This window comes from Enterobacter sp. K16B (genome assembly GCF_020216105.1).
GTDB classification, from domain to species: Bacteria; Pseudomonadota; Gammaproteobacteria; order Enterobacterales; family Enterobacteriaceae; genus Enterobacter; species Enterobacter sichuanensis.
Genome location: NZ_JAIWJZ010000046.1, coordinates 15,395 through 27,678, shown reverse-complemented (window position 1 = coordinate 27,678; position 12,284 = coordinate 15,395). Strand labels below are relative to the sequence as shown.

Here is a 12,284-nt window from a genome sequence, read left to right as displayed (position 1 = left end):
CCCCATCATTATGAGTGATGTGCTCTAACCAACTGAGCTACGTAGCCATCTTTTTTTCGCGTTACCTTATCGGCGTTGCGGGGCGCATTATGCGTATAGACCCTTGCAGCGTCAACACCTTTTTCAACGAAAATGGCGGGAATGTGACTGTTTGGTTAGGTTGCGAACAGCGTGGCCGAATATTCGGCAATTATTGGTTATTAATCGGTTTTAGCGGAGGAAAAGTGGAGCGAAAAAAATCAGGCCCCGCAGGGCCTGATGATGAAATGATTGATTATTTATAGGCAGACTGGTGAACGCCTACCGCGCGGCCTGATGGATCGTTCATCGCTTTGAAAGATTCATCCCATTCAATGGCTTTCGCGGAAGAGCAGGCGACGGACGGCCCCCCTGGCACACACTCTGCAGCACTTGGTACCGGGAACAGTTCTTCGAAGATCTCACGGTACAGATACGCTTCTTTAGAGCCCGGCGTGTTGTACGGGAAGCGGAAGCTGGCGGTTTCCAGTTGTTGGTCTGAAACCTGTTTCGCCGCCACCTCTTTCAGGGTGTCGATCCAGCTGTAGCCTACGCCATCAGAGAACTGCTCTTTCTGACGCCATGCCACACTTGCCGGCAGGTAGGATTCAAAACATTCGCGCAGGATATGTTTTTCCATTTTGCCGTTGCCGCACATTTTATCCTGCGGGTTGATGCGCATCGCCACATCAAGGAATTTCTTATCCAGGAACGGAACGCGTGCTTCTACGCCCCAGGCGGACATCGCTTTGTTAGCTCGTGCGCAGTCAAACATGTGCAGCGCCTGCAGTTTACGCACCGTCTCTTCGTGTAACTCTTTGGCGTTTGGCGCTTTGTGGAAGTACAGGTAGCCGCCGAACACTTCATCAGAGCCTTCACCGGAGAGCACCATCTTAATGCCCATCGCCTTGATCTTGCGCGACATAAGGTACATTGGCGTGGAGGCGCGAATGGTGGTCACATCATAAGTTTCAATGTGATAGATCACATCGCGGATCGCATCCAGACCTTCCTGCACGGTGAAGTGAATTTCATGGTGCACCGTCCCCAGATGGTTTGCCACTTCCTGCGCGGCTTTCAGGTCAGGCGCTCCTTCCAGACCCACGGCAAAGGAGTGCAGCTGTGGCCACCAGGCTTCAGAGCGCTCCTGATCTTCCACACGGCGGGCGGCAAATTTCTTGGTGATCGCCGAGATCACGGAGGAGTCCAGACCGCCGGAGAGCAGCACGCCGTAGGGCACGTCAGACATCAGGTGGCTTTTCACGGAATCTTCCAGTGCCTGGCGCAGCTCGGCTTTGTCCGTGACGTTGTCTTTTACGGCATCATAGTCGAACCAGTCGCGCTGATAATACTGACGGATCTCGCCGTCTTTGCTCCACAGGTAGCTGCCCGCCGGGAACTCTTTAATGGTGCGGCAAACCGGCACCAGGGCTTTCATCTCAGACGCGACATAGAAGTTGCCGTGTTCATCGTGGCCCATGTACAGCGGGATAATACCGATATGGTCACGGCCAATCAGGTAGGCGTCTTTTTCACTGTCGTACAGGGCGAATGCAAACATACCCTGAAGGTCGTCCAGGAACTCGGGTCCTTTCTCCTGATACAGCGCCAGGATGACTTCACAGTCAGAGCCGGTCTGGAACGCGTAGCGGTCACCGTACTCGGCGCGCAGCGCCTGGTGGTTGTAAATCTCACCGTTAACCGCCAGCGCGTGCGTTTTTTTCTCGTTATACAGCGGCTGTGCACCGGCATTGACGTCGACGATTGACAGACGTTCGTGTGCCAGAATGGCTTTGTCACTGGCGTAAACGCCGGACCAGTCCGGGCCGCGATGGCGCATCAGGCGGGACAGTTCGAGTGCTTTTTTACGCAGTTCGCCCGCGTCAGTTTTAATATCCAGTACGCCAAAAATAGAACACATAACCTTCTCCGTTAACCCTGTTGCGTTGTGATGTTGCTTGCTTATGAAAATGCCGCAAAGGGGAAGGGCGCGCAAGCGTTTTGCGGGTGAAAACGGAAATAGTGCAATGGCGGTTGCGGATTAGTGAAAAACGCGTATGTGATGAGCGCATTTATTGATGATTATTCAATAAAAGCGTCTTTTCGTTAGATGGAATTGGGTTTTGCATACATAAAAATAAAGAACCACGCCCTGAGGCATGGTTCGGTATCAGATAATGTCAATCTCGTCGACGGAGGGGTAAATCCAGCTTGGCCGGAACGGCATTGAATCGATGTCATCAAGCTGAGAGACGCCGGAGAGCACCAGAATCGTCTCCAGACCGGCCTGGAAACCGGCCAGAATATCGGTGCGCAGGTTGTCGCCGACAATCACGGTCTCTTCAGAGTGGGCCTGCATCTTGTTGAGCGCGGCACGAATGATCCACGGGCTTGGCTTGCCGACATAGAACGGCTTGCGCCCGGAGATCTTCTCGATACCGGCGCACAGCGCGCCGCAGGCCGGATAAAAGCCGCGGCCATGGGTATCCGGGTTGGTGGCAATAAAGCGCGCGCCGTTAGCCACAAAGAAAGAGGCTTTATGCATCATCTCCCAGTTGTAGGAGCGCGTTTCACCCACGATCACAAAGTCCGGGTTGACGTCGGTGATGGTAAAGCCCGCTTTGTACAGCTCGTGGATCAGCGCCCCTTCACCAACCACGTAGGCTTTTTTCCCTTCCTGACGCTTCAGAAAATCCGCCGTGGCCATCGCCGAGGTATAAAACACGCTGTCCGGGACGTTGACACCCGCCGTCGCAAAGCGGTTTGCCAGATCCTGACCGGTCTGAGAAGGGTAGTTCGTGAGAAGAACCAGAGGCATTCCTTTGTCGATGATACGGTGAAGAAACTCCGCAGCACCCGGCACGGCAACGTTGTCGTGCATCAGCACGCCGTCGATATCACAAATTACATTCTTAATGGTCATGGACATTCCGACATCAAAAAAAGAAGGCGTTACTATAAGGTCCGATTAACTTTCCAGCAAATGCTGCAGCAGAATTCCGTTGAGCATTGCCCGTTTGACCAGCGCGAACGCGCCAATCGCCGAGCGATGGTCAAGCTTTGAACGAACCACCGGGAGGTTCTGGCGGAATGCTTTCAGCGCCTGGGTGTTAATACAGCCTTCAATGGCGGGGAGCAGAACCTTTTCTGCCTCCACAATTTCACCTGCGATCACCACTTTTTGCGGGTTAAACAGGTTAATGGCGATGGCTATGGTTTTCCCCAGATGGCGTCCCACCTGTTCGATCACTTCGCAGGCCAGCGCGTCGCCTTTATTGGCGGCTTTACAGATGGTGCCTATCTTGCAGTCGTCCAGCGTCACGCGGCTTTGGTAACCCTGTTCCAGCAGATGGCGGACGCGCTGCTCGATGGCGGTGTTGGCGGCAATGGTTTCAAGGCAACCGAAGTTTCCGCAGTGGCAGCGCTCCCCGAGGGGTTCAACCTGAATGTGGCCAATCTCACCGACGTTACCGTTGCGACCAATAAAAATACGGCCATTAGAGATAATGCCGGCGCCCGTACCGCGGTGAACGCGCACCAGAATAGAGTCTTCGCAGTCCTGACTCGCACCAAAGTAGTGCTCAGCAAGCGCCAGAGAGCGAATGTCATGGCCCACAAAGCAGGTCACTTTAAAACGCTTTTCCAGCGCGTCGACCAGCCCCCAGTTTTCAACCTGAATGTGCGGCATATAACGGATCACGCCGCTTTCCGGATCGACCAGACCGGGCAGGATCACCGAGATGGCGATGAGTTCGCGGATCTTGCGCTGACAGCTTTCAATAAACAGCGCGATGGTGTTCAGCAGCGCATGCTCCAGTGTTTCCTGGGTACGCTCCGGAAGGGGGTAGTGTTCTTCCGCAATGGCTTTGCTGCTCAGATCGTAGAGCGTGAGCGTGGTGTCATGACGACCCAGCCGGACGCCGATCGCCTGAAAATTACGGGTTTCGGTAACAATGGAGATCGCGCGGCGGCCCCCGGTAGAGGCCTGCTGATCGACTTCTTTGATCAGACCGCGCTCGATGAGCTGGCGGGTAATTTTTGTCACGCTGGCGGGAGCAAGCTGGCTTTGTTCGGCTATCTGGATACGTGAGATTGGACCATGTTGGTCAATCAGGCGATATACCGCCGCACTGTTAAGTTGTTTAACGAGATCGACATTACCGATTTGAGCTTGTCCGCCAGGTGTCATACTTTTACTTACTCAGTGACGACCTCGTTACCATTAACGATGGTCTTAATAATTTTATAATCGTGTGTGAATGCCGTCAGGTTTGCAACCATACCTGGTGCAATTCCGCCAAGCTGTTTATCCACGCCCATTGCGCGAGCTGGATAGAGGGTGGCCATACGCAGGACTTCATCAAGCGCAATCCCGCAATGTTCCACCAGGTTACGCACCCCTTCAATCATGGTCAAAGAGGAACCACTCAGCGTACCGTTTTCATCCACACACAGTCCATTGCGGTAGTATATTGTTTTACCGGCAAAAATGAACTGCTCAATATTTGCACCTGCCGGTGCGGTGGCATCCGTGACCAGACAAAGCTTGTCACCTTTCAGTCGCTTGGCATTGCGAATGTTGGTGTAATCGACGTGTAAACCGTCGGCGATAATGCCGCAGTATACGTCCGGCTCATCCAGAATCGCACCGACCAGACCCGGTTCACGCCCCGTGATATACGGCATGGCGTTATAAAGGTGCGTCGCAAAGGTAATGCCCGCGCGGAAACCGGCTTTCGCCTCTTTCAGCGTGGCGTTAGAGTGGCCTGCTGAAACCACAATCCCGGCGGCGGCCAGTTTGCTGATGACCTCAGTGCCGGTCATTTCAGGTGCCAGTGTGACTTTGGTGATCACATCAGCGTTCGCACACATGTAATCCACCAGCTCCGCATCCGGTTTGCGCACGTAATCCGGGTTATGGGTCCCTTTCTTGACCATATTGAGCCATGGTCCTTCAAGATGCAGACCCAGCGCCTGATTGGGATGTTTGGCCAGGTATTCACGCATCACGCGGATACCCTGTTTCATAAGGTCATCACTGCTGGTGATGAGCGTTGGCAGATAGCTGGTGCAGCCAGATTTCTCGTTGGCTTTCTGCATGATCTCCAGCGTTTCGACCGTCACCGCGTCGGCGGAGTCATTAAATTGCACACCGCCGCAGCCGTTCAGCTGTACGTCGATGAAACCGGGGGAGATTACTGCTCCATTGAGTGAGCGCTGTTCAATCTCCGGCGGCAGCTCTGCCAGCGGGCAAACACGTTCAATCAGGCCATTGGCGATAACAATCGCATGGTCATCCAGAATATCATGGCCGGTATAAATCCGACCGTGGGTTAAAGCGTACATAACGACCCCCGGTTAAAAAAAGCGGCCGCCTCTTGTTGAAGAGGCGGTTATTCAATTACAGACCTTTGATGTTCTCAGCTTCTAACTCGTTGAAGTATTTCAACGTTTTTACCTTCAGCTCCATCGTGGATGGCTCGTCGCAGACGATGACTGATTTTGGATGCAGCTGCAGGCAGCTGATGGTCCACATATGGTTAACGTTGCCTTCAACGGCTGCCTGGAGCGCCTGCGCCTTCACGCTGCCCAGCACCAGAATCATCACTTCTTCGGCATCCAGCAGGGTGCCTACGCCTACGGTCAGGGCGTATTTTGGAACCTGGTTCACATCGCCATCAAAGAAGCGGGAGTTTGCCACGCGCGTGTCATGGGTCAGCGTTTTAATACGGGTACGGGACGCCAGAGACGATGCCGGCTCGTTAAATGCGATGTGACCGTCATTACCCACACCGCCCATAAACAGGTGGATTTTACCGTAAGAACGGATTTTTTCTTCATACTGACGGCATTCTGCGTCAATATCAGGCGCGTTTCCATTCAGCAGGTTAATATTTTCAGCTGGAATATCAACGTGATCAAAGAAATTGCGGTGCATAAAGCTATGGTAGCTTTCCGGATGATCTTTCGGTAAGCCGACGTATTCGTCCATATTGAAGGTTACAACATGTTTGAAGCTAACCTGGCCTGCTTTGTGCATCTCAACCAGGGCCTTATACGCGGTCAGCGGTGTGCCGCCCGTCGGGAGGCCAAGTACGAAAGGACGATCGGCGGTCGGTTTGAACGCGTTGATGCGGTTAACGATATGGCGAGCGGCCCATTTACCGACTTGTTCAGCAGTGGCCAGGGGAATCAGTCTCATTGTTCACCTCAAGAGTTAAAGTAGAAGAGTGGGCGGATGGCTATCGGGACCTGATACGTAAGCGTAACCTGGAACCTTTCAGGCCGGATCAATCCGTCTTGATTTTTCGAATGATAAAATAAGTTTTCGTTGTTAGCCAGTGAAAGGGAGGGTGAGAAACGGTATTTGGTGACAAAAATCACAAAAAGCAGGTGTTTAATTTGCGATACGAATTAATTTTTCACACACTCACAATGCCAGTGAATCATCAACTGTATCTATAGTTCGTGACACAATAAAAAACAGAGCTGAGAACACGCCTTAAACGGGGTCTCATAGGGGGAAGAAAGTGAGTATTCTAGGTTATTTACAAAAGGTTGGTCGCGCACTGATGGTGCCGGTCGCCACGCTGCCTGCCGCAGCCATCCTGATGGGTGTCGGCTACTGGATCGACCCCAACGGCTGGGGTAGCACCAGCGCGCTGGCGGCGTTCTTTATCAAGTCAGGCTCCGCCATTATCGACAATATGTCCGTGTTGTTTGCGATTGGTGTGGCTTATGGTATGTCCAAAGACAAAGACGGTGCCGCTGCGCTGACCGGTTTTGTCGGTTTCCTCGTCTTAACCACGCTCTGCTCACCAGCAGCAGTGGCGATGATCCAAAAAATTCCGGCGGACCAGGTGCCGGCGGCATTCGGTAAGATCAGCAACCAGTTTGTCGGTATCCTTGTAGGTATCATCTCCGCCGAACTGTATAACCGCTTCAGTAGCGTTGAACTGCCAAAAGCGCTCTCCTTCTTTAGCGGCCGTCGTCTGGTGCCAATCCTGACCTCGTTCGTGATGATCGTTGTTGCGTTCATCATGATGTACATCTGGCCGATGATCTTCGACGGTCTGGTTAACTTCGGTGAGCACATTCAGAAACTGGGCTCCATCGGGGCGGGCGTGTACGCGTTCTTCAACCGTCTGCTGATCCCGGTTGGTCTGCACCACGCGCTGAACTCCGTATTCTGGTTCGACGTTGCGGGTATTAACGATATCCCTAACTTCCTGGGTGGCGCACAGTCCATCGAAGCCGGTAAAGCGGTTGTCGGTATCACCGGTCGCTACCAGGCTGGCTTCTTCCCGATCATGATGTTTGGTCTGCCGGGTGCTGCGCTGGCTATCTACCACTGCGCGCGTCCAGAGAACAAAGCTAAAGTGCTGGGTATTATGATGGCGGGGGCGTTTGCGGCCTTCTTCACCGGTATCACCGAACCGCTGGAATTCTCCTTCATGTTCGTGGCACCTGTACTGTATGTGATCCACGCTGTGCTGACCGGTATCTCCGTGTTTATCGCTGCCAGCATGCACTGGATTGCGGGCTTTGGCTTCAGTGCGGGTCTGGTGGATATGGTGCTTTCTTCCCGTAACCCGCTGGCGACCCACTGGTGGATGTTGATTCCACAAGGTCTGGTGTTCTTCGCGATCTACTACGTGGTGTTCCGTTTCACTATCACCAAATTCAACCTGATGACCCCGGGTCGTGAGCTGGCTGTGGCCGGTAGCGAAGCGGATGGTCAGGACGTGAACGTGAGCGGTGCGCAGGATCAGGATGTTTCTGGTCTGGCGCGTCAGTACATCGCCGCTGTCGGGGGGTCTGACAACCTGACCGGCATTGATGCCTGTATCACCCGTCTGCGTCTGAATGTGAAAGATTCCTCTCTGGTGAATGAAGCGCTGGCAAAACGTCTGGGCGCGTCCGGCGTTATCCGCCTGAACAAAACCAGCGTGCAGATTATTGTCGGCTTCGTTGCGGAAAAAATTGCCAACGCCATGAAAACAACTGGCCCGGTTGCCGCCGCTGAAGCAGGCGCTGCCCCCGCTGCCGCACCTGCTGCTGCAAAACCGCAGGCCGTACCAAACGCCAAAACCGTTGCTGCGCTGGTTTCTCCTGTCACCGGTGAAGTCGTGGCGATTGAGCAGGTGCCTGATGAAGCATTCGCCAGCAAAGCGGTGGGTGACGGTGTCGCGGTGAAACCAACGGACAAAACCGTTGTGTCTCCTGCTGCCGGTACCATTGTGAAAATCTTCAACACCAACCACGCGTTCTGCCTCGAAACCGAAAATGGCGCAGAGATCGTTGTCCACATGGGTATCGATACCGTAGCGCTGAACGGTCAGGGCTTTACTCGCCTGGTGGAAGAGGGCGCTGAAGTGGTCGCCGGGCAGCCGATTCTGGAAATGGATCTGGACTTCCTGAACGCCAACGCGCGCTCCATGATAAGCCCGGTGGTTTGCAGCAACATCGACGACTTCAGTGGCCTGGTCATTCAGGCGAAAGGTCAGGTTGTTGCGGGCCAAACACCGCTGTATGAGATTAAAGGCAAGTAATCGCTCCTGAGTAGAGTCATGCCTTAAGCGGCGGGGGATCTCCTCCGCCGCTTTTTTTTGCAGCAAATACCCCCATTATTTTCTTCAGAGCCGTTTTAAGGGTTGTCACTACGTCCGGCTTATAAGATCATATGCCGTTATACGTTGTTTACGCTTTGAGGAATCCACGATGAGTGAGGCAGAAGCCCGCCCGAGTAACTTTATTCGTCAGATCATCGATGAAGATCTGGCCAGTGGTAAGCACACCACGATCCATACCCGTTTCCCGCCGGAGCCGAACGGCTATCTGCACATTGGTCATGCAAAATCAATTTGCCTGAACTTTGGCATTGCCCAGGACTATAACGGGCAGTGCAACCTGCGTTTCGATGACACCAACCCAGTAAAAGAAGACATCGAATACGTTGAGTCGATCAAGAACGATGTGCAATGGCTGGGCTTCAACTGGTCTGGCGATATCTGCTACTCCTCTGACTATTTTGATCAGCTGTACGCCTATGCGGTTGAGCTGATCAACAAAGGTCTGGCGTATGTCGACGAGCTGTCTGCGGATGAAATCCGTGAATATCGCGGTACGCTGACCGCACCGGGTAAAAACAGCCCGTACCGCGATCGCAGCGTGGAAGAGAACCTGGCGCTGTTTGAAAAAATGCGTGCGGGTGGCTTCGAAGAAGGCAAAGCGTGTCTGCGTGCCAAAATCGACATGGCGTCTCCGTTCATCGTAATGCGCGATCCGGTGCTGTACCGTATCAAGTTCGCTGAACACCACCAGACCGGTAACAAGTGGTGCATCTATCCGATGTACGACTTCACCCACTGCATCAGCGATGCGCTGGAAGGTATCACCCATTCGCTGTGTACGCTGGAGTTCCAGGACAACCGTCGTCTGTACGACTGGGTACTGGATAACATCACCATTCCTGTGCATCCGCGTCAGTACGAGTTCTCTCGTCTGAATCTGGAATACACCGTGATGTCCAAGCGTAAGCTGAACCTGCTGGTCACCGACAAGCACGTTGAGGGTTGGGATGACCCGCGTATGCCGACCATCTCTGGTCTGCGTCGTCGTGGTTATACTGCCGCGTCTATTCGTGAGTTCTGCAAACGCATTGGCGTGACCAAGCAGGACAACACCATTGAAATGGCGTCTCTGGAATCCTGCATTCGCGAAGACCTCAACGAAAACGCACCGCGTGCGATGGCAGTTATCGACCCGGTGAAACTGGTTATCGAGAACTATCCGCAGGGTGAAAGCGAGCTGGTCTCCATGCCTAACCATCCGAACAAACCGGAAATGGGAAGCCGTGATGTGCCGTTCAGCGGTGAAATCTGGATCGATCGTGCTGACTTCCGCGAAGAAGCTAACAAGCAGTACAAGCGTCTGGTGTTGGGTAAAGAGGTGCGTCTGCGTAATGCTTACGTCATCAAAGCCGAGCGCGTGGAGAAAGATGCGGAAGGTAACATCACCACCATCTTCTGCTCTTACGACGCAGAGACCCTGAGCAAAGATCCGGCGGACGGACGCAAGGTAAAAGGCGTTATTCACTGGGTGAGTGCGCCCCACGCGCTGCCGGTCGAAATTCGCCTCTACGATCGTCTGTTCAGCGTGCCTAACCCGGGTGCGGCTGAAGACTTCCTGGCGACCATTAACCCGGAATCACTGGTTATCAAACAGGGCTATGCGGAGCCATCACTGAAAGCGGCTGAAGCGGGCAAAGCGTTCCAGTTCGAACGTGAAGGTTACTTCTGCCTCGACAGCCGTCACAGCACGGCGGAAAAACCGGTATTTAACCGTACCGTGGGTCTGCGTGATACATGGACTAAGATCGGCGAATAATAACGCTGTATTGGTCAATGAGAGACAAACGCCGCGTATTGCGGCGTTTTTTTTATTTATGATCATATCGTTAAAGTCGGGCCGTAAACCTTTCGGTGAAAATATCAGGTCAATGTGGTGCTACTTATTTTCCTGAAAAAAGTTTGTTTGTTTCCATAAAAACAGAATGAGGAAAACGTTACAGAGTTTAGCGATCTTAGCTACTGAAATTTAATGTCTTACCCCGCCAAATCTCGTCCTCCGGTAAATGTTACAAAGCACTACCAATTATGTGCACTTCGTCATAATCCTGACTTTTGCCCGCTGAAAAGCATTGATAATTCGCGTCGCGAAAAATAACCTAAAGACGGTAGTTAATTCGAGGGTATTTATAACTACCCCTGACCATTGGGTCTTTTTTATTTTCGCCGTTTCAGGCGTTTTAATTCGTCAAAGAGGAATAATCTATGCGTACGTTCAGTGGCAAACGTAGTGCGCTGGCGCTGGCTATTGCCGGTGTGACAGCAATGTCGGGCCTGGTCGTTACCCCAGAGGCAAAAGCGGCGGGTTTCATCGAAGATTCTACCCTCACGGGCGGTATTTATTACTGGCAGCGTGAGCGTGACCGTAAAGACGTTACCGAAGACAAATATAAAACCAACCTTTCTCACTCCACCTGGAACGCCAATCTGGACTTCCAGTCAGGCTACGCCGCGGATATGTTCGGTCTGGATATTGCTGCATTCACCGCGATCGAAATGGCGGAAAACGGCGACAGCGCCCACCCTAACGAAATTGCCTTCTCCTCCAGCAACAAAGCCTATAAAGAAGACTGGTCTGGAGATAAAAGCGGTATCAGCCTTTACAAGGCCGCAGCGAAATTTAAATACGGCCCGGTATGGGCGCGCGGGGGCTATATTCAGCCAACCGGCCAGACGCTGTTAGCGCCGCACTGGAGTTTTATGCCGGGCACTTATCAGGGGGCCGAAGCCGGGGCGAACTTCGACTATGGTGATGCGGGTGCGTTGAGCTTCTCTTACATGTGGACCAACGAGTACAAAGCTCCGTGGCACATCGAAATGGACAAGTTCTACCAGAACGATAAAAAAACCAAAGTCGATTACCTGCACTCGCTGGGTGCGAAATACGACTTCAAAAACGATCTGGTTCTTGAAGCGGCATTTGGTCAGGCAGAAGGTTATGTCGATCAGTATTTTGCCAAAGCCAGCTACAAATTTGATATCGCCGGTAGCCCGCTGAGCACCAGCTATCAGTTCTACGGCACGCGCGATAAAGTCAGTGATGGTGGCGTCAACGACATCTATGACGGTACAGCATGGTTACAGGCTCTGACTTTCGGCTACAAGGTAGGCCAGGTTGATTTACGTCTGGAAGGAACGTGGGTGAAGGCGGAAGGGCAGCAGGGTTACTTCCTGCAGCGTATGACCCCGACCTATGCATCGTCCAATGGCCGTCTTGATATCTGGTGGGATAACCGTTCAGACTTCAACGCCGACGGCGAGAAAGCGGTCTTCTTCGGTGCGATGTATGACCTGAAAAACTGGAACCTGCCTGGCTGGGCGGTGGGGGCTTCTTACGCTTACGCCTGGGATGCAAAACCTGCCGATATGGCCACACCAGACGCTTACTACGATCCAAACTATCGCCTGAAAGAGTCCGCCTACAGCCTGGATGCGATCTATACCCTGCAGGATGGTCGCGCAAAAGGCACGATGTTCAAACTGCACTTCACCCAGTATGACAACCACTCCGATATCCCGAGCTATGCGGGCGGTTACGGCAACATCTTCCAGGATGAACGTGACGTGAAATTCATGGTTATCGCACCGTTCACCATCTTCTGATGAATCGTCTGGCGGGCAGTGCCCGCCGGACAG

At 53.1% G+C, this 12,284-nt stretch carries 9 protein-coding genes; 4 read left to right on the top strand and 5 right to left on the bottom strand.

Going from position 1 to position 12,284, the window contains the following annotated elements; all coding sequences use genetic code 11:
* The first annotated feature begins 89 nt into the window (after nucleotides 1-89).
* A complete protein-coding gene (locus LDK53_RS11040; RefSeq protein WP_225287216.1) occupies nucleotides 90-284 on the top strand; it encodes a hypothetical protein in 195 nt (64 codons plus the stop codon).
* Here the strand turns inward: LDK53_RS11040 and asnB are convergent.
* The 5 genes from asnB to nagB form a co-directional block, all read right to left on the bottom strand.
* Nucleotides 275-1,939, bottom strand: coding sequence for an asparagine synthase B (gene asnB / locus LDK53_RS11035; protein WP_025756349.1), 1,665 nt, complete (start codon nucleotides 1,937-1,939; stop codon nucleotides 275-277). The genes LDK53_RS11040 and asnB overlap by 10 nt on opposite strands.
* Nucleotides 1,940-2,188: 249 nt before the next feature.
* Entirely contained in the window at nucleotides 2,189-2,941 is a 753-nt protein-coding gene (gene nagD, locus LDK53_RS11030) for a ribonucleotide monophosphatase NagD (protein ID WP_025756350.1), read from the bottom strand.
* Between the two features lie 45 nt (nucleotides 2,942-2,986).
* Entirely contained in the window at nucleotides 2,987-4,207 is a 1,221-nt protein-coding gene (nagC, locus tag LDK53_RS11025) for a DNA-binding transcriptional regulator NagC (RefSeq protein ID WP_025756351.1), read from the bottom strand.
* Between the two features lie 8 nt (nucleotides 4,208-4,215).
* Nucleotides 4,216-5,364 carry an N-acetylglucosamine-6-phosphate deacetylase gene (nagA, locus tag LDK53_RS11020; protein WP_225287215.1) on the bottom strand — a complete coding sequence of 383 codons (1,149 nt, stop codon included), beginning with the start codon at nucleotides 5,362-5,364 and terminating at the stop codon, nucleotides 4,216-4,218.
* Nucleotides 5,365-5,419: 55 nt separating this feature from the next.
* Nucleotides 5,420-6,220, bottom strand: a complete 801-nt coding sequence (nagB, locus tag LDK53_RS11015) for a glucosamine-6-phosphate deaminase (protein ID WP_013097568.1) — start codon at nucleotides 6,218-6,220, stop codon at nucleotides 5,420-5,422.
* 328 nt (nucleotides 6,221-6,548) lie between these two features.
* Between nagB and nagE the strand changes: the two genes are divergently transcribed.
* The 3 genes from nagE (at nucleotide 6,549) to chiP (ending at nucleotide 12,251) form a co-directional block, all read left to right on the top strand.
* Nucleotides 6,549-8,570, top strand: a complete 2,022-nt coding sequence (gene nagE / locus LDK53_RS11010) for an N-acetylglucosamine-specific PTS transporter subunit IIBC (RefSeq protein ID WP_025756353.1) — start codon at nucleotides 6,549-6,551, stop codon at nucleotides 8,568-8,570.
* 169 nt (nucleotides 8,571-8,739) lie between these two features.
* A complete protein-coding gene (glnS, locus tag LDK53_RS11005) occupies nucleotides 8,740-10,407 on the top strand; it encodes a glutamine--tRNA ligase (RefSeq protein WP_025756354.1) in 1,668 nt (555 codons plus the stop codon).
* 446 nt (nucleotides 10,408-10,853) lie between these two features.
* A complete protein-coding gene (chiP, locus tag LDK53_RS11000) occupies nucleotides 10,854-12,251 on the top strand; it encodes a chitoporin ChiP (RefSeq protein WP_225287214.1) in 1,398 nt (465 codons plus the stop codon).
* Nucleotides 12,252-12,284 lie beyond the last annotated feature (33 nt).

Excerpts from the sequence above, each read along its gene's own strand:
- chiP (WP_225287214.1), top strand. The coding sequence starts at position 10,854 with ATGCGTACGTTCAGTGGCAAACGTAGTGCGCTGGCGCTGGCTATTGCC.
- nagD (WP_025756350.1), bottom strand. The coding sequence starts at position 2,941 with ATGACCATTAAGAATGTAATTTGTGATATCGACGGCGTGCTGATGCAC.
- asnB (WP_025756349.1), bottom strand. The coding sequence starts at position 1,939 with ATGTGTTCTATTTTTGGCGTACTGGATATTAAAACTGACGCGGGCGAA.
- nagC (WP_025756351.1), bottom strand. The coding sequence starts at position 4,207 with ATGACACCTGGCGGACAAGCTCAAATCGGTAATGTCGATCTCGTTAAA.
- nagB (WP_013097568.1), bottom strand. The coding sequence starts at position 6,220 with ATGAGACTGATTCCCCTGGCCACTGCTGAACAAGTCGGTAAATGGGCC.
- LDK53_RS11040 (WP_225287216.1), top strand. The coding sequence starts at position 90 with ATGCGTATAGACCCTTGCAGCGTCAACACCTTTTTCAACGAAAATGGC.
- glnS (WP_025756354.1), top strand. The coding sequence starts at position 8,740 with ATGAGTGAGGCAGAAGCCCGCCCGAGTAACTTTATTCGTCAGATCATC.
- nagA (WP_225287215.1), bottom strand. The coding sequence starts at position 5,364 with ATGTACGCTTTAACCCACGGTCGGATTTATACCGGCCATGATATTCTG.